Source organism: Agrobacterium tumefaciens, assembly GCF_031801495.1.
Taxonomy (GTDB): Bacteria; Pseudomonadota; Alphaproteobacteria; order Rhizobiales; family Rhizobiaceae; genus Agrobacterium; species Agrobacterium tumefaciens_K.
Genome location: NZ_JAOEGC010000001.1, coordinates 44,703 through 67,647, shown reverse-complemented (window position 1 = coordinate 67,647; position 22,945 = coordinate 44,703). Strand labels below are relative to the sequence as shown.

The 22,945-nt window shown below is 58.9% G+C and carries 22 protein-coding genes and 2 pseudogenes; 14 read left to right on the top strand and 10 right to left on the bottom strand.

The features are described from left to right. Positions 1 to 68: 68 nt before the first annotated feature. Together N7578_RS00340 and N7578_RS00335 are read right to left on the bottom strand one after the other, a co-directional pair. Positions 69 to 2,831, bottom strand: coding sequence for an insulinase family protein (locus tag N7578_RS00340; protein WP_311108342.1), 2,763 nt, complete (start codon positions 2,829 to 2,831; stop codon positions 69 to 71). Between the two features lie 257 nt (positions 2,832 to 3,088). Then, positions 3,089 to 3,766, bottom strand: coding sequence for a TetR family transcriptional regulator (locus tag N7578_RS00335; protein WP_311108341.1), 678 nt, complete (start codon positions 3,764 to 3,766; stop codon positions 3,089 to 3,091). 152 nt (positions 3,767 to 3,918) lie between these two features. Between N7578_RS00335 and N7578_RS00330 the strand changes: the two genes are divergently transcribed. The 10 genes and pseudogenes from N7578_RS00330 to N7578_RS00285 form a co-directional block, all read left to right on the top strand. Beyond that, on the top strand, positions 3,919 to 4,851 hold the full coding sequence (locus tag N7578_RS00330) for a polysaccharide deacetylase family protein (protein ID WP_311108340.1): 933 nt from the start codon (positions 3,919 to 3,921) through the stop codon (positions 4,849 to 4,851). After that, positions 4,851 to 5,780: a polysaccharide deacetylase family protein gene (locus N7578_RS00325; RefSeq protein ID WP_311108339.1), complete on the top strand. Its 930-nt coding sequence runs from the start codon at positions 4,851 to 4,853 to the stop codon at positions 5,778 to 5,780. The genes N7578_RS00330 and N7578_RS00325 overlap by 1 nt, the downstream gene beginning before the upstream one ends. Before the next feature lie 37 nt (positions 5,781 to 5,817). Then, a complete protein-coding gene (locus tag N7578_RS00320) occupies positions 5,818 to 7,239 on the top strand; it encodes an MFS transporter (RefSeq protein WP_311108338.1) in 1,422 nt (473 codons plus the stop codon). Positions 7,240 to 7,244: 5 nt separating this feature from the next. After that, a complete protein-coding gene (locus tag N7578_RS00315; protein ID WP_311108337.1) occupies positions 7,245 to 8,720 on the top strand; it encodes an amidase in 1,476 nt (491 codons plus the stop codon). A 5-nt stretch (positions 8,721 to 8,725) separates the two neighbouring features. Next, entirely contained in the window at positions 8,726 to 8,926 is a 201-nt protein-coding gene (locus N7578_RS00310; protein WP_311108336.1) for a hypothetical protein, read from the top strand. An 85-nt stretch (positions 8,927 to 9,011) separates the two neighbouring features. After that, complete coding sequence (locus N7578_RS00305; RefSeq protein ID WP_311108335.1) at positions 9,012 to 9,845, top strand: transporter substrate-binding domain-containing protein; 834 nt, start codon at positions 9,012 to 9,014, stop codon at positions 9,843 to 9,845. Positions 9,846 to 9,898: 53 nt separating this feature from the next. After that, the gene (locus tag N7578_RS00300; RefSeq protein WP_422646682.1) at positions 9,899 to 10,621 is read left to right on the top strand and encodes an amino acid ABC transporter ATP-binding protein; all 723 of its coding nucleotides are present in this window, start codon (positions 9,899 to 9,901) and stop codon (positions 10,619 to 10,621) included. A 3-nt stretch (positions 10,622 to 10,624) separates the two neighbouring features. Beyond that, positions 10,625 to 11,308: an amino acid ABC transporter permease gene (locus N7578_RS00295; protein WP_311108333.1), complete on the top strand. Its 684-nt coding sequence runs from the start codon at positions 10,625 to 10,627 to the stop codon at positions 11,306 to 11,308. Then, on the top strand, positions 11,305 to 11,973 hold the full coding sequence (locus N7578_RS00290; protein ID WP_311108332.1) for an amino acid ABC transporter permease: 669 nt from the start codon (positions 11,305 to 11,307) through the stop codon (positions 11,971 to 11,973). The genes N7578_RS00295 and N7578_RS00290 overlap by 4 nt, the downstream gene beginning before the upstream one ends. Positions 11,974 to 12,118: 145 nt before the next feature. After that, positions 12,119 to 12,301: pseudogene (locus tag N7578_RS00285) on the top strand (transposase); the annotation flags it as partial. 151 nt (positions 12,302 to 12,452) lie between these two features. Here N7578_RS00285 and N7578_RS00280 read toward each other — a convergent pair. Genes N7578_RS00280 through N7578_RS00270 form a run of 3 tightly spaced genes read right to left on the bottom strand, consistent with a single transcriptional unit; the run spans position 12,453 to position 15,121 of the window. Then, on the bottom strand, positions 12,453 to 13,475 hold the full coding sequence (locus tag N7578_RS00280) for an ABC transporter substrate-binding protein (RefSeq protein ID WP_311108331.1): 1,023 nt from the start codon (positions 13,473 to 13,475) through the stop codon (positions 12,453 to 12,455). Positions 13,476 to 13,504: 29 nt separating this feature from the next. Continuing rightward, positions 13,505 to 14,278: an ABC transporter permease gene (locus N7578_RS00275; RefSeq protein ID WP_311108330.1), complete on the bottom strand. Its 774-nt coding sequence runs from the start codon at positions 14,276 to 14,278 to the stop codon at positions 13,505 to 13,507. 3 nt (positions 14,279 to 14,281) lie between these two features. Beyond that, complete coding sequence (locus tag N7578_RS00270; protein ID WP_311108329.1) at positions 14,282 to 15,121, bottom strand: ABC transporter ATP-binding protein; 840 nt, start codon at positions 15,119 to 15,121, stop codon at positions 14,282 to 14,284. A 231-nt stretch (positions 15,122 to 15,352) separates the two neighbouring features. Here N7578_RS00270 and N7578_RS00265 point away from each other — a divergent pair, with 231 nt between their 5' ends. Further along, positions 15,353 to 16,057 carry a GntR family transcriptional regulator gene (locus tag N7578_RS00265; protein WP_311108328.1) on the top strand — a complete coding sequence of 235 codons (705 nt, stop codon included), beginning with the start codon at positions 15,353 to 15,355 and terminating at the stop codon, positions 16,055 to 16,057. Between the two features lie 28 nt (positions 16,058 to 16,085). Here the strand turns inward: N7578_RS00265 and N7578_RS00260 are convergent, their stop codons facing one another. Both N7578_RS00260 and N7578_RS00255 read right to left on the bottom strand, forming a co-directional pair. Next, positions 16,086 to 16,484, bottom strand: coding sequence for a nuclear transport factor 2 family protein (locus N7578_RS00260; protein ID WP_311108327.1), 399 nt, complete (start codon positions 16,482 to 16,484; stop codon positions 16,086 to 16,088). A 207-nt stretch (positions 16,485 to 16,691) separates the two neighbouring features. Beyond that, a pseudogene (locus tag N7578_RS00255) lies at positions 16,692 to 16,936 on the bottom strand (hypothetical protein); the annotation flags it as partial. Here N7578_RS00255 and N7578_RS00250 point away from each other — a divergent pair. From N7578_RS00250 to N7578_RS00240, 3 genes are all read left to right on the top strand, one after another. Continuing rightward, positions 16,936 to 17,217: a hypothetical protein gene (locus tag N7578_RS00250; RefSeq protein WP_311108326.1), complete on the top strand. Its 282-nt coding sequence runs from the start codon at positions 16,936 to 16,938 to the stop codon at positions 17,215 to 17,217. The pseudogene N7578_RS00255 and the gene N7578_RS00250 overlap by 1 nt on opposite strands. Before the next feature lie 252 nt (positions 17,218 to 17,469). Then, positions 17,470 to 18,342, top strand: coding sequence for an AraC family transcriptional regulator (locus N7578_RS00245; protein ID WP_311108325.1), 873 nt, complete (start codon positions 17,470 to 17,472; stop codon positions 18,340 to 18,342). A gap of 179 nt (positions 18,343 to 18,521) precedes the next feature. Beyond that, positions 18,522 to 19,016 (top strand): AraC family transcriptional regulator, encoded by a 495-nt coding sequence (locus N7578_RS00240; protein ID WP_311108324.1) that lies wholly within the window; start codon positions 18,522 to 18,524, stop codon positions 19,014 to 19,016. Between the two features lie 187 nt (positions 19,017 to 19,203). Here the strand turns inward: N7578_RS00240 and N7578_RS00235 are convergent, their stop codons facing one another. The 3 genes from N7578_RS00235 to N7578_RS00225 form a co-directional block, all read right to left on the bottom strand. Next, positions 19,204 to 20,730, bottom strand: a complete 1,527-nt coding sequence (locus N7578_RS00235) for a DegQ family serine endoprotease (protein ID WP_311108323.1) — start codon at positions 20,728 to 20,730, stop codon at positions 19,204 to 19,206. A 120-nt stretch (positions 20,731 to 20,850) separates the two neighbouring features. After that, on the bottom strand, positions 20,851 to 21,183 hold the full coding sequence (locus N7578_RS00230) for a hypothetical protein (protein ID WP_311108322.1): 333 nt from the start codon (positions 21,181 to 21,183) through the stop codon (positions 20,851 to 20,853). Positions 21,184 to 21,337: 154 nt separating this feature from the next. Further along, positions 21,338 to 22,945, bottom strand: a complete 1,608-nt coding sequence (locus N7578_RS00225) for a DHA2 family efflux MFS transporter permease subunit (protein WP_311108321.1) — start codon at positions 22,943 to 22,945, stop codon at positions 21,338 to 21,340.

Below are 22,945 nucleotides of genomic sequence, written 5' to 3'. Positions count from 1 at the left end.
AAAGTTAGTCATCTATTATTGCATGAGCAAGACGCGATGCAAGCCATGCCGATGGGGCAAAAGCGCACTCACTCCGCGTTTTGTGGATTCTTCGGCCCCTTGATGACGGCGACCAGATTGTCGGTGCGGAAGACGTGCCGGGCATGGGCCATCAGACGCGGAGCGGTGATGCGCTCCGCCAGGCCGCCCATACGCTCCAGATATCCGGCATCGCCATAGCGGCGATAGCTCAGTGCCAGCCGTCGCAGCCAGGTATTGGGATCATCGAGCCTTGCGGTCTCGGCAAAAATGATATCCTGCCGCAACCTGCCAATATCCGCCTGACCGACCGTTTCATCCATGTCGGCCAGCACCCGGATCGCCGCCTGCTTCAATTCCTCGGTTCGTTCCGGCGCGCAATAGAACGCAAGCGTCGAGATGGCCCTGTTCGTGTCGGGATCGAGCCGGGTTTCCATTTCCAGCGAATAGATGCCGCCAAGCCTGTTACGCAGTTCGTTCTTCAGCGCCTGCTGCGCCATCGGGGTGAGTGCGGAAATGATGAAGCCTGCCTCCGGCGTCCAGTTCATAGGGGTGAAGAAGGTAAGCTCTACCCGGGCGCGATTGTCGTCGTAACTGGCGATGGCGGTTTCCCGGCGACCGTCCTGCTGCAGGAGCGGTGTCGCCGTCAGCCGGTCATGGCGCTCGATAGCGCCGATGATCCGGGTGAACGCCGTGCGGATCGCATCCGTCGGCTTCTGCCCGACGACAAACCAGGTGACGGGCTGGCCGAGATGCATCCGGGCGATGCGCTGCAGGTCCGACGCCGTGAGGTCTGCGGCACGTTGATCCCGTCTGTCGGCCGCGTCGCCATAGAGAAGCGCGGATATCTCCCCCCCGGATGCGCCTGCCATTGCCATCTGGTCACGGAAGGCCTGAGCGCCTTCTTCGCGGATGGTGCCGTAGGTGATTGCGGCCGCATACTGTTTCAGCATTTCGGGCAGCTGTTCCGCGGCGCTGACGGTAGCGATGTCCAGGAGGCCGTCTTGCACCGACCAGTTCCACCGTGTTTTCTGCGTGGCAGTCCAGCGGTCATACTCGTCCTGCGACCAGAAGCCATAGCCGCTTTGCGGCCAGAGCTGCAGCGCGGCCTGGGAAGCGATGCTGCCGAATTCGCGGTTGAGATAACCGGGAGCAGACTGGGCTGACAGATAAACCTTGCCATCCGGCGTCTTGCGCTCCAGCCAGACAACGCGGTCGCCATTGCCGAGCACCCATTCGGTGGTGGCCGTTTTGCCGTCATGATGCTCGGATACGAGCTGGCCGGTTTCGGCCACCCCGGCATCGCTCGGCCAAGCCGGTACCGGCGCTTCGACCACCGGCGCAGGCGCTGCGACGGCTGCGGGCAGAGGAGGCAGGGCTGGAAGCGCACGCAGACGATCCCGTTCCGCAATCACGGATGCTGATGAAGGAAGTGTGACCTCGCGGCCGCCAGGTACCTGATAGAACAGCACCTGATCGCTGGTCGAAAGCATGGCGCGCAGTCTGGCGTTCAAGCCTTCGAACGTGATGCGATCAAGCAGCGCCTTGGTCCGCTCGGCGCGACGGAGGGGATCGTCGACCACCGAGCCCGTCAGCACGGCGGAGGCGATGCGATCCTCCCATTCGGCAAAGGTCCTGAAGCTCGAGGCCTCGATATTGTTCTCGTTGATGCGCCGGACGCGTGCCATCTCGTCGTCGAAGCCCTCCCGCGACAGCCCTTCGCGTCGCAGTCTTTCAACGGCCTCCAGCAGGATCGCTCGCGCGGCGTCGTGGTTTTCCGTACGGGCGTTGAAGGCGAGGATCAGCCGCTCCTCGGTCGGCTCCTGCATAACCGCCGTCAGGCTGTCGACCGTTTTGGCATGGTGTGGAGCCTGTGCCTGCACGGCGTCGCGGATCAGGCGGGTGAGAAAATATTTCTGCAGGTAGGCGAACTGGCCCGCGTCGCTCCGTCGCTCCGGCATTGGTAGGCGAAACGCATAGGTGACCTGAGAAGAGGAGCCGCGCGGCTCCTGCACCAGCCCGACCTCAAGCCCCTCCTTCAGCGGCAGCGGGACGTAGCTGCGGTCGGGGGCCGGTTTGCTCGGCGCCTTGCCGAACGTCTCCTCTATCACCGCCTTGGCTTTCATCGTCTCTATGCGGCCAGAGACGATAAGTGTCATGTTGGAGGCGACGTAGAACTGCTCGTAGAAGGCGCGGATTTCATCGATGGTGGTCGCTTCGATCCCTTCCCTGGTGCCGATCGTCGGGCGGTCGGTGAAGCGGGAGCCGACGCGCAGGATGGCTTTCTTCTGGCGGCTGACGCGATCGGCAAGGCTGTTGCCCTGTCTGAGTTCCTCAAGGATGACGAAGCGCTCCTTCTCCCAGTCTTCGGCCTTGAGTTCGGCCCCGAAGGCGAGATCGGAGGCGAGCCTCAAGGAGCCTTCGAGGTCGAGCGCATCGTCAGGGCGGGTGCGCACCATGTACTGGGTCTCAGTCTCCCGCGTCATGGCATTGATCTGCACGCCGGTGCGCCAGCCTATCTGCTGGAAATAGTGATGCATGCTCCGCGGATGTGCCCTGTTTGACTGGAACACCATGTGCTCGAGGATATGGGCAATGCCGCTCGGCTTGGGCTCATCGACGGAGCCGGCATGGACGATCAGCCTGATGTTGAAGGGATCTTCCGCCTTGCCGCTGTCGTGCAGGATATAGGTAAGGCCATTGCCGAGCGTGCCGGTGACAAGACGAGGATCCCAGGCGGGCTGGTCTGCACGTGCGGGAAAACCCGCGAGGATCACCAGGCCGACAAGGGTGCTAAGCGTCCGACGCAGCATGCTATTTTCCTGAAGTAAGCCGATGTCTGCGCGGAAGCGGCCAGACCGACGATGTTGCATATGACCACCACGTAGAAAACATGACGATGCTTGTCAAATATCGAAAGCGTCTGCTCGCCAGATGCGATCCTCGCCATCGGCGTCCGTCGTGAATGCGCCGGCACACAATTCCAAACGCCGGACCGATGCCTCCATACGTGCTGCTGGGCTCAAGCGGAGTGAGACGGCAGGTATGAACGGCCTGTCTTTGTAGGATGTTATAGAGGGTTACCGAACCCGCGCAGTATGATTGCAATCACTCGCTCGACGGCGCTTTTGCCAAGCTCAAATCCAGGAGTTTGCGGCAAGCTTTCACCAGGCGGCATCATCAGCTGCTCAAAGCGACGGGAGACAGGATCAAGATTTGCCAAAAGATGGACAGACGTGCCGCGGGCGAACTCGTAATTCCAGATGACATCTTCCAAGTCGAGTTCAGGAAAGGTTTTCTGCATCGCCTTGATAAATCGATGAGCGGCATGACTGTTGATGTTGAAATTGTTGTATCCGGCGCGGGCATCAACGCGCATCTGAAAAACGTTTCGCACGTAGAGGCTTCCGCCGTCGCTGGAGCGGGAAGCCGTCAGGATAGGTTCGATCAGGGCCTCAAGGATCTGGCGGGGCGTAAGAGCCGCTTCACCTGCCGCCTCTTCCATTTCGGTGAGACGCGCTAGGCGCTGTTGGTTCACGTCGCCGGTGATCTCCTGAGTTGCGAGGCGGACGAGCGCATCTTTCGACTGAAAGTAATAATTGACCGCTGCCGTGTTGGCTCCGGAAGCCTCGGTGATATCGCGCACGGTCGTGCCTTTTGGGCCTTTGCGCGCAACGAGCTCTTTGGCGGCATTCAGGATTGCGTCGCGTGTTTCGCTCCGACGTGTTGTCGCCTCGTCCTCTTCCATAAGGTCTCCATCCCTGTCTCGCCTGCTTTTCTTTGTTCTGAATTGTCTACCGAAAAAAACAGACTTGCACCAGCAGATGTTTGAATATAATGTTCGAAACAAATGTTTCAATGATGTGTTTGATAAAACATGTTGTGAATGGAGCAGGGGACGTGACGGTAAAAGAAATCATGCAAGCAAACGTTGATACAGGCCAGTACCGGTATGCGCCGATGCGGGGTAGGCCGAAGATTTCCATGCCGGGCGGAGCGCGCCTCGCTTTCTGGTTGGCGCCGAATATCGAGCACTACGAATGGCAGCCGCCCGTCAATCCCAATCGTTATCCGTTCCGTACCCTTCCGGACATTCTGTATTATTCCTCGCGTGATTACGGTAACCGCATCGGCTTCCGTCGCCTTGCCGACGAGATGGCCAAGCGCGACATCCGCGGATCGGTTTCGCTTTCCGTAGCGGTCTGCGACCACTATCCGGACATCATCCAGCGTTGCAACGATCTGGGCTGGGAGCTTTTCAGCCATGGAGTCTACAACAGCCGCTACTTCTACGGCATGACTCCGGAAGAGCAGCGGCAGGTGGTCATCGATTCCCGCGAGACATTGGCGAAGGTCGGGCAGCGGTTGGATGGCTGGTTGACGCCGGCCATCACGCCCAGCCTCGAAACCCAGGAAATTCTGGCGCAGGAAGGTATTCACTATACGCTCGACTACTTTCACGACGATCAGCCGATGCCGCTCAACCTGAAAAGCGGCAAGCTGATTTCGGTGCCTTATTCCATCGAGATGAACGACGTTCCGATGGCGGCTTGGAACAATAACTCGGTGGACGAGATGTTCGCCTCTCTGAAGGCGCAGTTCGATCGGCTTTATATCGAAGGAGCCGACAGCGCTCGCGTCATGTGCTTTGCCATTCATCCCTTTGTTCTGGGGCATCCGCATCGAATCGACGCTTTTGCTGAATTCCTCGACTACGTGAAATCGCATGAGCACGTCTGGTATCCGACGGCCCGCGAAATCGCCGATTGGTATTACGAGAACCACTACGACCAGATGTCTGCCTGGCTTTCAGGGCTTGAGGGAGAGCTGTGATGATCCGTCCGACCGGTCCCGAGTATCTCGAAACACCTCTGCGCCGTCACCGGCAGATGGATCACGATTTCTACGCCTGGCGCGACACCTGGAGCGAGCGCCGGATTGAATGGTCCGGCGACACCACGCTCGGCGTCTGGATCCAGATTGCCGTCGAATGGTTCCCGCTCAACATTTCGGGAAAGCCTTTTCTGCCGGTCGGCGCGCCGAACCGGGCATGGCCGGATACGCAGACCTACACCCAGCGTGATTACGGTCATCGTGTCGGCATCTACCGGATGATGGATGCACTGAAGGCAAGGGGCGTGACCGCCAGCGCATTCCTCAATGCGCGTGTGGCGCAGCGTTACCCGATCCTGATGCGCGAGATTTTGAGCGAAGGCTGGGAAATCGTGGCGGCCAGCCTCGATGCCGGTTCGATCCACCATGAAGGGCTGGACGAAAAGACGGAAGCCGAGATGATTGCCGAGACGCTGGCCATCTTCGACGGTTTTGGCGTGAAGCCGGTCGCCTGGCATTCGCCGTCCTGGTCGCAGTCGACGCGCACACCGCGCCTGTTGCTGGAAGCCGGCGTGACGGCGATGGCCGACTGGGTCAATGACGAGGTGCCCTATCGCTTTGACACAGGTGCCGGCTCCATTGTGGCGCTGCCCTCAACGATGGAGCTTTCCGACCGCGAAATGCTCGCCGTGCGCAAGCAGCCTCTCAAGGACGTGGAACGAAGCTTCGTGGCGGCTGCCAGACGGCTGGCGAAGGAGGCGAAGGAAAGCGGTCATGGGCGCCTTCTGACGATCAATCTATCGCCGTGGATCATGGGGCAGCCTTACCGAATTGCCGCCTTCGAGCGGATACTTGACGAGATTTTCGCGATAGAGGGCGCCAAAAGCGTCACCGTTCCCGAAATCATGGAGGCGACGATCGGGCTTTAGCGCCCGGCCGTGACCTCACGCACCGGATAGACCAAAAATGGTTTCAACGTCTCGCCTGTCAGGGGAGCGCAGTCTCATGCTGCTTTCCCTTTCGATCTCGGCCGCCTTCCTGATGGAAGGACTCGACAGCACGATTATGGTTTCCGCAATCCCGGCGATTGCGGCCGACTTCGGCATCGAGCCGCTGCGCATCAATCTGGCGCTCTCGATCTATCTGGTGACGCTGGCGGCCGTGATCCCGGCAAGCGCATGGCTCGCCGATCGCTTCGGCGCAAAACGTATCTTCCTGTGGGCGATGGGCGCATTCATGCTGCTGTCGGTAGGGGCTGCGCTGGCGCAGGATCTGACGACGCTGGTCGTCATGCGCGCCCTGCAGGCAGTTGCCGGAGCCTTGATGACGCCGGTCGGAAGGCTGCTTCTCATTCGAGCAGCGCCCAAGGATCAGCTTGCCTCGGCGATTGCCTGGATGTCGACGCCGGCGCTGATCGGTCCGGTGCTCGGCCCGCTGATCGGCGGTTATGTGGTCACTTATCTTTCCTGGCAATGGATCTTCTTCGTGAAGATACCCTTCGGCATTCTCGGCATGATTTTCGCCGCCCGTCTTCTGCCGCCGGATGAGCCGGGAGAACGCTATAATTTCGACCTCTGGGGCTTCGTGGTCTGTGCCGTATTCCTTGGCGCGGCGCAATTGTTGCTCGACCAGCTGGTGCATGTCTTCCTGCCGATGCCAGTCATTATTGCCATGATCGCGGTGCTCCCGGTATGTGCGCTCTCCTATGCACGCCATATGCAGCGGTGCGCGGCACCGGTGCTCGATCTGACGCTTCTGAAACTGCGCCTGTTCCGGGTGGGTTTTTTCGGTGGCGGCCTTTCGCGCCTCGGCTTCAATGCCCTGCCATTCCTTTTTCAGCTGCAATTGCAGATCGGTTTTGGCTGGAGCGCGGCCGATGCTGGCTGGATCGTCTTCATCGTCGCCGCAAGCGCGATCGCGCTGAAACCGATGATGCGGCGTGTGCTGGCGCAGTTCGGCTTCAAGGTCACGCTGTTTGGTAATGCCATGATCGGCGCAGTGACGATTGCGCTGGTCGGGATGGTTGAGGCCGATACTCCGCTTGCGGCCATGGTCTGCATCGTCTTTCTGTTCGGTGTCATGCGGTCGCTTCAGTTCAACACGACAAACACGTTGCTGTTTGCCGACATTCCGAAGGCGCGGCAAAGCGCGAGCACCTCGCTTGGCGGTGTTGGCCAACAGCTCTCGATGGGGCTCGGCATCTCCGTTGCGGCGGTGCTGGTGGCGCAGATCCAGTCCATGGGCGTGAGCGTGCCCGCGGAGGCCATCTCGGCTTCCATCTTCATCATTGCCGGCCTGACCGCTGTGTCCGGCTTGTTCTTCCTCGGATTACAACATGCCGATGGCGCTGACGTCAGCCGCCACAAGGCATACAGTGCAAGGAGCTGACGCGTATGGGAAATGCAAAAAAGACAGAAGCGGTGAAAGAGGCCAACATGGACCTTGCCGCCCTGTCGGTGGCGGAAGCCTCGCGGCAGATTGCCAGCGGCGAAATAGCGCCATCGGCGTTGCTTGAGGCCGTTTTCGCCCGCATCGACGCTGTTGATGGGGTGATCTATTCCTATCTGCGCATGGACAGGGATGCGGCTCGCAGGAATGCTGCCGCATCTGATGAGCGGGCGAGGAACGGAGCGCTGCTGGGGCCGCTCGACGGTATTCCCTTCGCGGTCAAGGACAACATCTATACGGCAGGTCTGGAGACGACCGGTGGTTCGCGTGTGCCGCAGCGCCATGACCCGAAGGTAACGGCAACGCTGGTGACGCGGCTCGAAGCGGCCGGAGCCATTCTCGTGGGCAAGCTGAACACCTGGGAATACGGCACCGGAACCGGTGCCGTGCATTTCGATCTAGATGCGCCTCCAAGCCGTAACCCCTGGAATGTTGCCCATTTTACCGGAGGCTCGTCTACCGGTTCGGCTGCTGCCGTAGCGGCGGGCACGGCATTCTTCTCCATTGGAACCGATACGGGCGGTTCCGTACGCCTGCCAGCCGCTGCATGCGGTCTCGTCGGGCTGAAGGCTACCTTCGGTCGCATCAGCCGTCATGGTGTGATGCCGAACTGCTGGAGCTTCGATACACCCGGCCCGCTTGCACTGAGTACCGAAGACACAGCACTTATCTATGATGCGATTGCCGGTTTCGATGAAGACGATCCCGTCAGCCTTTCCGCGCCGGTTGAGCCGACACTCCCCGGCCTGAAGGATGGAGTGAAAGGCCTGACGATCGGTTTCGTGCGCAATCTCGATCCGGGCGACGCCGCACCAGAGCCGGCAATTCTCGAAGCGCTTGCCAAAAGCGCGGCCGCTTTTGCGGAACTGGGCGCCGAGGTGATCGAGCTCGACCTGCCGATCGCGCCATCTGAATATCGCTCGATCGCCATGCCGATCAACCGGGCGGAAAGTTTTTCCATTCACGAACGCGACTATCTGGAGCATCGGCACCTGATGGGTCGTTCGCTGCGCGAAAAGCTCGACATGGGCATGTATCTACGCGCCGCGGACTATCTGGCCGCGCTGCGCCAGAGGCGGGCGCTTGTTGCCCGCACAGATGAGATTTTCTCCAGGGTAGATGTGCTTTTGCTGCCGATGACCTATCGGGTGGCGCCGCCCATTCACGACAATCCGGCGGTGGTTTCCTACACGGCGGGATCGGCAGGCAGTCCGTTCTCATTGTCCGGGCATCCCGCTCTGGCGCTACCCGCCGGCTTTTCGCCACAGGGCTTGCCGCTGTCCGTGCAGCTGGCGGCCGGATTTAAAAAAGAAGCGCTGCTGATGCGTGCAGCGTGGGCGCTGGAACAGGTTCTGACCCCTAACCCGATGCGGGCAGAGCCGCAGCACGTTCTTTCAACCGCCATTACGGCAGAAGGGTAAGTCGCATGTCCAAGGACACCAAGGATCTGGTTCTCGCCGTCCAGGCGCTATGGACCGGTTGCGGCGAGACGGCCCCCACCGGCGATGAACTGGCCGCGGCTGCCATCACGTTTCGCAAGGCGCTTGAAGTGGGGCGCAAGATCCCACGAGTCACGGATAAAACCTTCCAGCCACTGGTAGGACCGCGCCGCGATCTGGAAGCATGAGAAAATAACAAAAGGCGGATGAAACATCCATTTGAAATGTCCATTCGAATTCTGTAGCCTGATTGAATATAAAAAGGGAACGATCATGAAAAAAATTCACGCCATCTCCATCCTGCTCGCCATTTTGGCTGGGCCCGCCTCCGCTCAGGAACCTTTGAAGAGTGCGCTCGACGGCAATGCGCCACCTTTCGCCCAACCGAAGATGGATGGTTCCATCGAAGGTCTGACCGTCGATATGACGAAAGAGATTTCGAAGCGTCTCGGGCGCGAAATTACCATCGACGCGATGGCATTCTCGGCGTTGATTCCGGCCCTTCAGGCGGGTACCTACGACATGCTATCGGTTCCGATGACGGTAACGAAGGAACGCTCCGACATCTTTCTCCTGACGGAAGGTATCTGGTCTGCCGATCTCGCCTTCGTGACCAAAAAGGATGCGCCGGCGCTGACCAGCTATGACCAGCTGAAGGGCAAGGTCATTGCCGCCAACAAGGGTAATGCCGACGAGAAGTGGGCGCGCGAGAAGGCCGGCGAAATCGGCTGGACGATCGAGTCCTATGCTTCGCTCAGCGATGCCGCGCAGGCCGTTCAGGCAGGGCGCGCGGATGCGGCCATCATGAACGTGCCGACTGCGTTGACCTTCGCCAAGCGGAATCCGGCACTGAAGGCTGCCGACCTGAAGGAAGCCACCGGCCGTTACTTTGCCTATACAATCCCTAAATCCTCGCCGGAACTGCGCAAGCAGGTCGAAACCGTAATCGAATGCATCAAGTCGGACGGCACGGCAGCATCGCTTTATGAAAAATGGCTTGGCGTGACGCCTGAGGCCGGATCGCTGGAAGTGACCCCGCAGGCGGGTTTCGGTCCGGTTGGCCTCGGCAATTACGATGCGACGCCGCACGAACTGTCGTGCAACTGAAACAGATTGACTGATTAAGGCCTAGAACCATGTCGCAATCGATCGCGCAGCCCATGCTCGACATTCATGCTCTGTATAAGTCCTTCAACGGCGTGAATGTTCTCAACAACATCAACCTGCGCGTCATGCCGGGTGAACTGGTGTTCTTGATCGGACCCTCGGGGTCTGGAAAATCCACTCTTCTGCGGTGCTGCAACCGGCTGGAAGAGCCGACGGACGGCGCGATCGTTGTCGACGGGATCAATATCACTGCCGTGGCAACGGACATCAACAAGATGCGCCAGCGCATCGGCATGGTGTTCCAGCAATTCAACCTCTACCCGCACATGACGGCAGAGCAGAATGTGATGCTGGCATTGCAGAGGGTGCAGAAGAAATCGACGAGCGAGGCGCGGGAGATCGCGCACCGCGAATTGATGCGGGTGGGCCTGGGTGCCCGCCTGACGCATTATCCATCGCAGCTTTCCGGCGGCCAACAACAGCGAGTCGCCATCGCAAGGGCGCTTGCGCTTGGGCCGAAAGTCATGCTTCTCGACGAGCCGACCTCGGCACTTGATCCACAGCTTGTCGGCGAAATTCTGCAGGCGATGATGGATATGAAGAATGAGGGCATGACCATGCTGGTTGTCAGCCATGAGATGCGCTTCGCCCGCGAGGCTGCGGACCGGGTTGCCTTCATGGAGGCCGGGCAGATCGTGGAGATCGGAACGCCTGCCGAAATTCTGGCGCGTGGGCCGGAAAGCCGCGCTTGCCAATTCCTCTCGCACGGACACTGAGCGATGGATATAACCGGTCTTGTCGATCTCTTCTTCAACAGGGCAGTCGCGCAAACATATCTCCCCGATCTGCTGCGAGGCGCCTGGATTACGATCTATCTGTCGCTGGCGATCGTGATCGCCGGTCTGATGTTCGGACTTACGCTGGCGCTGATCCGTCTTGTGTCGAACAAGGTCGTTGTGTGGTTTTTACGCCTTTTCGTTGACTGTTTTCGTGCCGTTCCTCCACTCTCGGTCGTTCTGCTGCTTTATTTCGGCCTGCCGAGCGTCGGCATTAGTCTGTCTGCACCGTGGGTCCTCTGGCTGACACTTTCTCTTATTCTTGCAGCTTTTGCCGAGGAGATTTTCTGGGCCGGGATCTCAGCCGTCGGCCCGGGGCAATGGGAGGCCTCGCGATCCACCGGCATGACCAATGCCCAGACGCTGCGCTATGTGGTCCTGCCGCAGGCCATGCGGCTTTGCATCCCGCCGCTGACCAACCGTGCATTGGCCATTTCCAAGAATACGGCGCTTGGGACCGCCATCGGCATGCCGGAACTTTTGAACGAAGCGCAGACAGCGCTGTCCTTCTCCGGCAATGCAACGCCGCTGATCATGGCGGCGATCCTATACCTGATCATCTTCATGCCGCTGATGGCTCTGGCAGGCGGCCTTGAAAAGCGCATGGCCTGGGGGGCGCGGACATGACCGACCTGATCGAACAGTTCTTCAACCTCGACATCATGCGCCAGGCGCTACCGTATCTCATGTCAGGGCTGATGATCACCTTGTTGTTGACGGCCGTGCTGGCACCCGTCGGCTTCGTTATCGGCCTTGGGTTGGCGCTGCTATCCGAAGCGCGCTCGCCGATCCTGCGCTGGATCGTGCGGACATGGGCCAATGTCTTCCGCACCATGCCGCCACTGGTGCTGATCATCGTAACCTTCTCCGCCCTGCCGTTTCTAGGCGTCAGGCTGCCTGCGATCATGTGCGCGATCATCGCGCTGCTGCTCAACAACACGGCTTATTATTGTGAGATCATTCGCGCTGGCCTCGGTTCGGTTTCGTCGGGGCAAATGGAAGCCGCCCGCTCCACCGGCCTTGGGTACAAAGACTCTCTCCGATACGTTGTACTGCCCCAAGCATTGCGCAACGTTCTACCGGATCTCGCCTCAAACACGATCGAGGTTGTGAAAGCGACGTCATTGGCCTCGATCGTCGGTGTTTACGACCTTCTCTATTCGGCCAGCACGATACGGTCGGTGACATTCAACACCTCGTCGCTGACACTGGCAGCGATAATCTATCTTGTGATCCTTTTGCCTGCGGTTCGGCTTTCGGGCCGGCTGGAGAGGAAGCCGCAAACAGTTTAGAGTTTGGATGCACGGCAAATGCATTCCACGATCGCAGTCAGGGAATGGTCCTCACCGTTCAGTTTGGTTCGGGTGGAGAACAGGCGGGGCAGAGCGCTCCGCCTGCACGTTTCTTTTGATGCGGAAATCTAGCCGCGGCTGACACGGAAAGCCGATGCAAAGCGGCTTCGTAGAAAGTTTCAATGGAGGTTTCCGCGACGAGTGCCTCAACGCAACATTGTTCTCGTCATTGCCTGACGCCAGAGCCGCGATCACCATATGGAATGAAGATTACAAAAGGCTACGACCGCATTCATCGCTGGACAACATAATCCCCAACGAATTCGCTATGAAAATGACGAGAGGAAAACAGGTCGCATAGAGCCAGATTGAAAACCAGGGAGTATCTGAAATCGCGGAGGGAACAGGGGTTTCGGGTCATGTTTCCGCTCTTCATAGGCTGGCCGGATACTTCCGGCCAGCACAAGCATCTCTGCAGATCAGTCGGCCTTGTAGACCAGCTTGCGGTCTTCGAGCGCCGGCAGGAACTGGCGGGTGAAGATCTGTTCCGGCTTAGGCTTGGACGGCAGCTGGTAGCCGTCGACGACGATGTCGATCGAGCGGGCGAGGCGGGCATCATCGACGTCACCGAGGCCGAGCTTGTCGACTTCCGGCGAGACGATAAGGTTCTCGTAGGAGAATTTCATACGCGCCAGTTCGAGCTCTTCCTTGGCCAGATTGTCATAGGCCATGACGGCCTCGATACCAGCTTTGGAATTCCCGGCGATCTCCCTCGTCGCCTTGTTGACGGCGCGGACGAGGCCTTCGACGGCCTTCGGGTTTTCCTTGACCAGTTTCTGCGAGACCATCATGCCGTTAGCATAGAGATCAAGGCCGTAATCGCCGAAGGAGAGCCAGTTGTAGTCCTTGGCGGGATCCTGGCGGTTGTTGATGAGGTTGAACCAGCTGGTGATGTTGAATACCAGCGCGCCATCGATGTCGCCTTTGATAAGCATCGGCTCCTGCAGGTTGGGGCCCATGTTCTCGATCGCGACTTTCGTCATGTCGACCTTGTTGATCGAGCCAAGCACGGTGACGAGGCGGGTCGTCGGGGTGCCCTGCGCGCCGCCAAGCTTCTTGCCCTCGAGATCGGTCGGCTTGGTGATATTGGTCTCTTTCTTGCTGACGATGGCGAAGGGCGGCTTGCTCCACAGCTGGTAGACCATCACAGGCACTTCGTTGGGCCTGGTGGCGGCGTTCTGGATAATGGCGTTGATATCGCCGAAGCCGGCATCATAAACGCCCGACATGATGCGGGTGACGGTGGCGGCCGAGCCCTCGCCCTGGTCGATTGTGACGTTGAGGCCTTCTTCCTTGAAATAGCCCTTCTGCATGGCGAGCAGGAAGGGGGCGTCCGAGCCTTGCGTCTTCCAGCCGAGGGTGAACTTTATATTCGTTTCGGCCATGGCGGTACCGCCGAGGCAAAGGCTAAGCGCAAGAGTCGAGATCAGTTTCTTCAGCATGTCTGGCTCCGTTTGGTTTGGGTAGATGTTCAGGCGGCAGTGAAATCCTGGCGGCGGGTGGCCCAGCCGGTGACGCGCGCCTCGATCAGGGAGAAGGCGACGTAGAGAAGCACGCCCAGAAGGGCGAGGATGAAGAGGCCGGCAAAGACCAGCGGCACATCGAAATTGGACGAGGCCGACATCATGACATTGCCGATGCCGCGATTCGACGCGACGGTTTCCGACAGGACGGAGCCGACAAAGGCGAAGGTGACGGCGATCTTCAGGGAGGCGAAGAAGAACGGCATGGTGCGCGGTAGGCCGACATTCCAGAGAATATCGAGCTTGCTGGCGCCGAGTGATTTCAGCACATCCTCCAGTTCGGGCTCGGTCGTTGCAAGTCCGGTGGCGATGTTGACGACGATCGGGAAGAAACACATGGCAAGTGCCGTCAGTATGGCCGGCACCGAGCCGGATCCGAACCAGAGCACGAAGATCGGCACGACCGCGACCTTGGGAATGGAAGAGAAGCCGATCAGCAGCGGATAGGCCGTATCATAGGCCGTGCGCGACACGCCGATCGCCGCGCCGATGACGCCGCCGACGGCAACACCGAGGACGAAGCCAACCATGGTCGTCCAGAGTGTCTGGATGATGTGCGGCATGAGCACGGGGAAGCGATCGACCAGCGTCTCTAAGACCTGGCTCGGGCGCGGCAGGACGAGATCGGATACCTGCAGAGCGAGGCAGAGGATTTCCCACAGGCCGAAGAAGGCGATGATGAGGGCGGCGGCCCAGAAGCGGCGGCGCAATTCGTAGCTCATGGGTCAGGCTCCTTGGATCGCGGTGTCGGACCGAGCATCGATGATGAGCTCGCGAAGGCGCTGGTTAAGTGCAACGAAATCATGCTCGAAAGTCATTTCCACGGTGCGGGGACGCCGGAAATCGACTGTGCTGTCATCAATGATGCGGCCCGGCCGAGCGCTCATGACGCAGATCCGAGAGGCGAGGAAGCCTGCCTCCTTCAGGTCGTGGGTGATGAGCAGGACGGTCGGTCTGCGCTTCATCCAGAGCGACTGCATCGTACCCCACAGCTCCTCGCGCGTGAATTGGTCGAGCGCTCCGAAGGGTTCGTCCAGCAGAAGCAGGCTAGGCTCGTGGATAAGGGCGCGGCAGAGATTGGCGCGCTGGAGCATGCCGCCAGAGAGTTGCCACGGATAGTGGTTGGCGAATTTTTCCAGCCCGACATCGGCGAGCAGCGTACGCACCCGGTCGCGGAATTCGCCGTTCTTCTTTGCACCGTATTCGGACCGGAACGGCTTGACGATCTTGAGCGGCAGCATGACGTTGCGTTCGATCGTCAGCCACGGGAGCATGGTCGGGTTCTGGAACGCCATGCCGATGCGCATTGCCTTGGCACCAACTTCCCGGCCCCCGACGATGACCGCACCCGTGGTCGGCTGCAACAGACCCGCGGCGAGCCGCATAATGGTCGACTTGCCGCAACCCGACGGGCCGACAAGCGCGACAAATTCACCATCGGCAATGCGCAGGCTTGTTTCCTGCAGCGCGACGACAGCCTTGTCCTGTCGGCCGAAGGAGACAGCGGCCTGGGAGAGTTCCACGGCGGCAGGCGCGGATGTCGCGGGGTGGGTATCTGTTGGCATCTTGTCTCCATCGAAAGCGTTTCTCAAAAGTGCATGCAATGTGTGTGCCATTTTTCAGATTCATGGAAAATGAACGCCAATTTTGACATATAGAACCAAATTAAGTGCATGCACTAATTGCATGCACTTAATTTGAGCATCAATCGGCACCTGTGCACTCAAAAGCAGCAGGGCTTTGAGTTGATCTTTTCCGTGGTCTCGCTTATCGAATTGTCAGCGAGAGGGTTTGTGATGGTAAGCAGAAATGGCGCGGCAAGAAGTGAGGGTGATCGGGTCGCGGCGATCTGTATGGCCTTGCGCCGTGCCATCATTGAGCGGGCGCTTCTGCCTGGAGATCGGTTGCCGGAGGATTCGCTTGGGGAGAGGTTCGGGGTAAGCCGAACGATCGCTCGCCATGCACTCGGCCAGCTCGCGGCGGAAGGCCTCGTCGATCTCAGGCGTAACCGCATCGCTGTTGTCGCCACGCCATCCTTCGAGGACGCGCGGGATATTTTTGACATTCGTCTCGATCTCGAAAAGCAGGTGGTGCGGCGGTTGGCCGGCAGGTTGACGGATGCCCAGGCGAAGCAGTTGAAGGCGATCGTTGAGGCGGAACATGAGGCGCGGCATGGGCCGGAGGGCGCATCGATCCGGCTTGCCACCGAGTTTCATGTGCTTCTGGCGGAAATGACCGGCAAGCCGATCCTCATCCGCTACGTTACGGAAATATGCTATCGTGCCGGGCTGTCACTTGCCGCCTTCGGTCGCCCGCATTCCTCCGACTGCGCAGTCAGCGAGCACCTTGAACTCATCGAGGCGATTCGCACCGGGCCGGCGGAGAAGGCGGAGGCGATGATGGGGGAGCATCTCGAAGCCGTCGCATCGCGTGCGCTGCTGCAAAGTTCGGGCGCCAAGCCGCGTGACCTGATGGATATCCTCGCGCCCTATGCGGACTGAAGGGGTCTGAAGACCCCTTCGCGAGTTCTCAGCGTGCGATGGACGGGTCGAGAATCCATTCCGCACTGTCGTTCCACACGTCAGTATCGACGATCAGGCCATCGCGGACCGTGAACCGGTCGATATAGCGGTTGTTGTCGAAAGGCGTGCCGTCCGGCCATTCGCCATAGAGGTAGCCGAGGCTGTAGACGATGGTTTGGGTGTCGCCCGGCACGACGTCATAACGCTCGATGCGCTTCTTCACCCATTTGTAGCGGGCGGCATTAAAGCTGGTCGGGCCGCTCGGCTTGTCGAAAACCCGGTTACCGGTGAAACGGCAGGTGAAACCGGGAGCGACGTAAGATGCGGCACGGACCGGATCCGGCGCCATGGAGGCAGCGAGATAATCCTTCACCGCCTGCAGATCGCGCTCTGTTGTCTCATGCATCGAAAACTCCAAGACTGTTGCGAGTGGAATGCCAAAAGTGCATACAGGATTTGTTATGCAAATTACCCTCCGGGTTGCAATATGTCTTTTCAGGTTTCCTTCGATCTCGTGTTGGGCGGCGCTTTCCAGTGAAAACAGTATACGCTTCAGGATATCGGGATCACCGACGGCTGCATTGCCGCTATCGGCCGTATCGTGGCGGGGGGCGGTCCGCAAAGTCTCGTAGAATGTGCTGGAGTGGTAAGCCGCGTCGCTGCTGGTCGTCTTCATTGTCTTGACGAGCCGGGTTCCGGGCATATGGGGCAGCATCGGTCGGAACCGTTCTCTCCGAAGAAGGAGGAGCCAGAGTTTTTGAATGCGACCGATGGAATAAGGACCTCCTATCCATGCTCGCGGTCGCTCGAGCGCTACGCGCCGTATTTTATCTCCTCAAGCCGGCGGTCCGAAACAGGTGGGGATCGAAATTGGATGCCGGTTATGCTGTAAGACCGTTCTCATCTGCGCCGCCGGTTGCTGGACGGCGAGCAAGGCGAAAATCAAAGGATCGCTGGGTAGCGAGAACGATACGCTGAACGGTTGGACAATTGGCGTCAGTGTGGACGACGCATTCACGGACAACATTGTTGGTCGCCTTGAATGTCGTTGCAACGACTTCGGCAAGGGCGACCTGCTGGGTACGAATGTAAATTTAAAGCAGAACATCGTTCAGGTCGGTATCGGATTGAAGTTTTAAATCGGATTTCGGAAATCTCGATTGGAAGCTGCCCGGAAACGCCTTAGCGGCTTACGGAGTGTCGAGCGCGGATTTGTACAATCCTGCTCTTTTCTGCATGGGGATGAAACATTGCTATGGCGTCCGTTTGTGAAATCGGTCACCATCTTAAGGTGTGAAATATATCATCACTCCTCCCCACATTTCCGGTCATTCAAGCAGAAAAGGTCATGCATCTTGGACCAGAATGTCGTCAGAGGCTCAAAGATGCAGATGGCGAGTGCCACGGACAGCTTTGGTTGCCCGTTTGACAAGCTTTACAAGAACCAGTCGGTGCAAGGGGCCGATATCAATTTTTTCCGAAAGGGGACGAAAAGTGGCAGTCTCGAGCAGGTAGCAACCGCCGCCAGCGATCGCGGATTTGTCATCGGTGTCTCCACGACGGCTGGCCACAGGCGGCGGATTTTCCACGAGCACCATGCAACGGTCCACGAGTTCGCAGAGAACTCCATCTACATTCGTAACCTTGCGGATCCCTATAAGGCCGATCTCAATGGACCTTTTGATTTCCTGCTGCTTGAGATATCCACGGCGGCACTGCAGCGGATCGCGCAGGAAAGCGATCTGGCGGGAGTGACGTTTCTCGAAGCCAGGACCGGATCTTGCGATCCGGTGCTTTCCAATCTCGCCAAAACGCTGATCCCTGCGTTGGAGCGGCCCGCACACGCCAGCAAGCTGTTCGTGGACCAGCTGGCTTCGGCAATCGGTGTCCATATCGTCCACGACTATGGTGGGAAAACATCAGCCGCAAAGGGTGTTAGAAAGTTGTCGCGAGCGCATGAGGCGTTGGCAAAAAACATCCTTCTGGAAAACCTCAATGGCGACGTGTCGATCCTTGATGTTGCGAAGGCGTGTAATCTGTCGCGCGGATACTTCATCCATGCATTTCGCGAAACGACGGGTATGACACCCTATCGCTGGCTCCAGAGCGCACGAATTTCACGGGCATGCGAATTGCTTAAAGTCTCCGATCTGTCCCTGTCGGAGATAGGAACCGCCTGCGGTTTCGCAGACCAGAGCCATTTTACCCGAGCGTTTGTGAATGCCGTGGGAATGACACCAGGTTTGTGGCGGCACAACGCCTGAAGCCGACAATCTAGCGCCAGGAATTTCAGATCCTCTGAAATCCTTCGCCATCGAAAACCTATATCTCCGTATGCTCTCATCAGTCCAAGGGATAGCGCACCCGCATATCAGTCGAGTTTCGGCACATCGCCCTGATCTGCACAATCGGGACCAGAGATTAGCCGCACTGGAGATCGACAATGGACGTCGACAACGTTGCTGCCGGGCAGGCGACAAGTTTGGCAAACGCACATGGGTCGACTGCTCAGGATGGCTTAGCCGCAGCACGAAAGCCCGTATCTAACCCGGCCACTGCGTCGTTGATAACGCCGGTGCCCGGTGGACTGGCACCTTGGCAGGTCAAGCGAGTGATGGCGCATGTCGAGACGCACATGGCCGATACGCTGCGCCTGGACGATGTTGCTGCTCTGGTCAAACTGAGCAGCAGCTATTTTTCCGCCGCATTCAGACGCAGCTTCGGTGTTTCGCCTTATGCTTATATCATCGGGCGTCGTGTCGATTTTGCCAAGCAACGTATGCTTGAAGGCAACACCCCGTTATGCCAGATCGCCCTTGAGTGCGGCTTGGCTGACCAAGCGCATCTTTCGCGTATCTTCCGGCGTGTCACGGGCGCGACACCGACGGCCTGGCGTCGCAGGCAGAAGCGTCACACTGCGGATGACATCACGGTATGACACGTTCGATGCGGTGCTAATGTTTTCTCCGGTGGAGAATTCCCAAGGATCATTGACGTGGATCGATCCTCATTGCGCGGATCGCTTCCTCCACCACTCCCATGTTCTGATTGTCACCTGTCTGCAAAGAAGCGCTCCGGCTCCAACCTCATGTTGGAGCCGGAGCGTTCCGGACGGCCGCGGAACGTCAGCCGATCGAGAACGGGACGGTGATGAAGCTTTTGGTATCACCCCGCTGAATGAGCAGGAGGACAGCCTTGCGACCGGCCTTGCCCGCATCGGCAACCGCGGTCTTGGCTTCTGCCGCAGACTTCACCGTCTGCTGGTTGACCGATACAATGATGTCGCCTGCCTGAAGGCCCGCATCGGCAGCCGGTTTATCGGGCGCCACGCTTTCGATGATTGCGCCTTTTTCCTGTGCTGGCAGGTTGAGGGCCTGACGGATATCGTCGGTGATATCGGCAAGGCCGATACCGATGGTCGGCACCTTTTCGGCCGCAGAAGCGTCCTTGCCGGTGTCAGCCGACGCCTGTTGTTCCTGCCCGCTTTCTCCAATCGTCAGGCGCAGATCTTTCGAAGCACCCTGACGCCAGATCGTGAAAGCTTCACGGTCGCCAGGAGCTAGATCGGCAACCATGCGCGACAGATCCCTTGGGGACGAAATCGGCTTTCCACCGACCGCAGTAATGACGTCACCAGTCTTTATACCGGCTTTTGCGGCCGGAGTGTCTTCGTTGACGCTTGCAACCAGGGCGCCTTCCGGCTTGTCGAGGCCGATTGCGTTGGCCACATCGGCCGTAACGGGCTGGATCTGCACACCGATGAAGCCGTGTTCGATAGAGCCACTCTTTATAAGTTTGGCGACGATGGCCTGTGCCTGGTCCGAGGGAATGGCAAAGCCGACGCCGACGCTACCGCCGTTTGGCGAATAGATGGCCGTATTGATGCCGACGACCTTTCCATCCCCATCGACGAGGGGACCACCCGAATTGCCGTGATTGATCGGTGCGTCAATCTGGATGAAATCGTCATATGGACCCGAATGCAGGTCGCGCCCACGGGCCGAGACGATACCAGCTGTCACCGTCGTGCCGATCCCGAACGGGTTGCCGATCGCCAGGATCAGATCGCCAAGTTTCAGCCTGTCGGAATCTCCCCAGGCAACGGTGGGAAGCGGTTTTTTCGCCTCGACCTTCACGACGGCGAGATCGGATTTCGGATCCGCGCCGATGAGTGTGGCGGGCAGTTCGGTTCCATCATCGAGCGTGACCTTGATATTCATGGCCTTGTCGATCACGTGGTTGTTGGTGACGATGTAGCCGTCGGGGCTGATGATGAAGCCCGAGCCCAGTGCCTGTGCGCGCTGGGATTGGGGTTGCTCCGGCGCCTGGCGCGGCATGGGGATGCCCTGCTGGCCGAAAAACTGCCTGAATTGTTCATTGAACGGTGAATCTTCACCGAACGGAGATGTTCCCGGTGCCGTAACGGGTTCCGCCTTCATCGTGGTGGTGATTGTCACGACGGCGGGCTTGTCGGCTGCAACGATCGAAGCAAAGGATCCCGCCGGTGCGACGATGCCTGCGACTGCCGGTGCAGTCGAGGGCCCTGCGAACGCGGAGCTTCCGCCAACGATAAAGGGAGTGGCCAGCGGCACGGCGATTATGGCGGCGCCGACCAGGGCCAGGATCCGGTTTCTGTGAATGATGTTTGACATATGCGTTTCACTTTCTGGCTGGAATGGGACAGGCGAAGGCATCGCCACCGGTGAGGTGACGTGCCGGCATTCATGATTTGGCAGTGTCAGGCCGCTGAGATCCGGCCTCCTGGCGATGGGCTAGTTGCAGACGCGGGCGCGGTACATGTCACCCCACCCGTCCTGACGCCATACGACATGGCAGGCTGGGTAATAACGGGCGTCGGGGCCTGGGCTGTAGGCATAGGACGGAGGTCCGTAGGGAGCGGGGGCATAGGCCGGTACACCGTAGTTATGGGCATGTGATGCGCCGGCGAGTAGTGTACCTCCCACGATGGCACCGGCGATGCCGGTGGCAAGACCGCGGCCGAAATTATTGTGTGCTTCAGCCTGGGAGGCGGTGACGAGAGCGGTACCTGCAATCGTCAAGGCGACCAGACCGGCGGTGACGAACTGACGTGTTGTAGTCAACATGGTCGTGATCCTTCTTAATTGGTCGACGGCCATACGCGTTACGTCCTGACCGTAGATATGACACTAGTCGCGGGTTGATTACGGGCGCATATCCGTGCGATTAAACGTTGGTAAGTTTTGGACGATCCGACTGTCGGGACCATCTTCAGACACATCATTCCAGCTCACTGTGATGGCCCGAGGGGACGTCGATGTTGCGCAGGATGAGCGCAAGTGGAATGATCGCCACTGAAATCAGAGCCAGAACATAAAAAACATCGATGTAGGCGAGAAAACTGGCCTGCACCTGAACCTGGCTGCCTAGCCAGCCGATTGCCTGATTTTGCGCATCCAGTGCGGAAGCGCCGTGTTGCAGGAAGTACCCTTGCACAACTTGGTCCGCCTGTTGAAATGCTTGGCGTGAAGGAACGAAATTTTCAATCAGCCGGCTCTGGTGCCATTGTTCGCGGTAATCCAGCACATTGGTTGCTATGCATACGCCGATGGAGCCACCGGTATTTCGGGCCGCGTTTATCAGTGCGGATGCCTGATCGGTCTGATCGGGCCTTAGGCCGTCATACGATGCGGCTGTAATCGGGATGAATATCAGCGGGAGGCCGATCCCCAGGTAGAAACGCGATTCAACGAAGAAACCGAAATTCGCGTCTGGGGTCAGGCTGGTGAGAAACCACATCGAGTACGCAATGACAGCCGCGCCGGCCGCTATGAGGTATTTCGGTTGCACTTTTCCAACCAGCGCTCCGGTTACCACCATCATGCCCATGGTCACCAGACCACCCGGCGAGAGCGCCAGTCCGGCCCAGGTCGCCGTATAACCGTAGTTGGTCTGGAGGATCTGGGGTACGAACTGCGTGGTTGCGATCAGGATCGCGCCTATTCCCAGCGTAGCGATGAAGCACGAACCGAACTGTCGGGTCGCAAGCATGCGCACATCGATGATCGGATTTTTTACCGTCACGAGCCATGGAATTGAGGCGGCGAGGGCCGTCACGCAGATAACGGCGGTCATCACGATGAAGGAGGAATCGAGCCAGTCGTCGGTCTGGCCACGGTCAAGCACGAGTTCCAATGACCCAAGGAACGTCGCGATCAGCAGAAAGCCTACAAGGTCGAAATTGACGCCTTCCGCCTTCATCCGAGCGCTTTCCAGTTTCGCAGAAGGCCGGTCCTGTATGAGCATGTAAACGAGGAGCGATGCAAAAACACCGACAGGTCCGTTGATGAGGAAACACCAGTGCCAGGAAAGGTTGTCGGACAGATAACCGCCGAGTGTTGGTCCGATAACCGGCGCGACGACGACCGCTATGCCGAATACCGCAAACGCCTGTCCACGCTTTTCCCGCGGAAATGAATCCGTGAGGATCGATTGCGACACGGGAACCATGCCGCCGCCAGCGAAGCCTTGAATCACTCGGAAAATAAGCAGTGACTGTAGATCCCAGGCGATGCCGCAAAATACCGAAGCGATCGTGAACGTCACGAGGCATGTGAGATAGACGCGCTTGCGACCGTAACGTCTGGCGATGAAGCTGCTGGCGATGAGCGCCACGGCATTGGATACGAGATAGGTTGTCACAACCCAGCTCGATTCATCGGCACTGATGCCCAGACCGCCGGATATATAGCGTAACGCCACATTTGCGATTGTCGTGTCCAGGACCTCCATGAAGGCCGCCAGCGCCACGACGATCGCCACCAGCCAGGGGCTTGGCGCGGCTTGGGTGGTTTCCGGGTTGCCCATCGTCTCGCCGGCGGAGCCCAT

Coding starts and splice junctions, on each gene's coding strand:
- N7578_RS00340 (WP_311108342.1), bottom strand. CDS start 2,831: ATGCTGCGTCGGACGCTTAGCACCCTTGTCGGCCTGGTGATCCTCGCG.
- N7578_RS00335 (WP_311108341.1), bottom strand. CDS start 3,766: ATGGAAGAGGACGAGGCGACAACACGTCGGAGCGAAACACGCGACGCA.
- N7578_RS00325 (WP_311108339.1), top strand. CDS start 4,851: ATGATCCGTCCGACCGGTCCCGAGTATCTCGAAACACCTCTGCGCCGT.
- N7578_RS00320 (WP_311108338.1), top strand. CDS start 5,818: ATGGTTTCAACGTCTCGCCTGTCAGGGGAGCGCAGTCTCATGCTGCTT.
- N7578_RS00315 (WP_311108337.1), top strand. CDS start 7,245: ATGGGAAATGCAAAAAAGACAGAAGCGGTGAAAGAGGCCAACATGGAC.
- N7578_RS00310 (WP_311108336.1), top strand. CDS start 8,726: ATGTCCAAGGACACCAAGGATCTGGTTCTCGCCGTCCAGGCGCTATGG.
- N7578_RS00305 (WP_311108335.1), top strand. CDS start 9,012: ATGAAAAAAATTCACGCCATCTCCATCCTGCTCGCCATTTTGGCTGGG.
- N7578_RS00300 (WP_422646682.1), top strand. CDS start 9,899: ATGCTCGACATTCATGCTCTGTATAAGTCCTTCAACGGCGTGAATGTT.
- N7578_RS00295 (WP_311108333.1), top strand. CDS start 10,625: ATGGATATAACCGGTCTTGTCGATCTCTTCTTCAACAGGGCAGTCGCG.
- N7578_RS00290 (WP_311108332.1), top strand. CDS start 11,305: ATGACCGACCTGATCGAACAGTTCTTCAACCTCGACATCATGCGCCAG.
- N7578_RS00280 (WP_311108331.1), bottom strand. CDS start 13,475: ATGCTGAAGAAACTGATCTCGACTCTTGCGCTTAGCCTTTGCCTCGGC.
- N7578_RS00275 (WP_311108330.1), bottom strand. CDS start 14,278: ATGAGCTACGAATTGCGCCGCCGCTTCTGGGCCGCCGCCCTCATCATC.
- N7578_RS00270 (WP_311108329.1), bottom strand. CDS start 15,121: ATGCCAACAGATACCCACCCCGCGACATCCGCGCCTGCCGCCGTGGAA.
- N7578_RS00265 (WP_311108328.1), top strand. CDS start 15,353: ATGGTAAGCAGAAATGGCGCGGCAAGAAGTGAGGGTGATCGGGTCGCG.
- N7578_RS00260 (WP_311108327.1), bottom strand. CDS start 16,484: ATGCATGAGACAACAGAGCGCGATCTGCAGGCGGTGAAGGATTATCTC.
- N7578_RS00245 (WP_311108325.1), top strand. CDS start 17,470: ATGGCGAGTGCCACGGACAGCTTTGGTTGCCCGTTTGACAAGCTTTAC.
- N7578_RS00240 (WP_311108324.1), top strand. CDS start 18,522: ATGGACGTCGACAACGTTGCTGCCGGGCAGGCGACAAGTTTGGCAAAC.
- N7578_RS00235 (WP_311108323.1), bottom strand. CDS start 20,730: ATGTCAAACATCATTCACAGAAACCGGATCCTGGCCCTGGTCGGCGCC.
- N7578_RS00230 (WP_311108322.1), bottom strand. CDS start 21,183: ATGTTGACTACAACACGTCAGTTCGTCACCGCCGGTCTGGTCGCCTTG.
- N7578_RS00225 (WP_311108321.1), bottom strand. CDS start 22,945: ATGGGCTCCGCCGGCGAGACGATGGGCAACCCGGAAACCACCCAAGCC.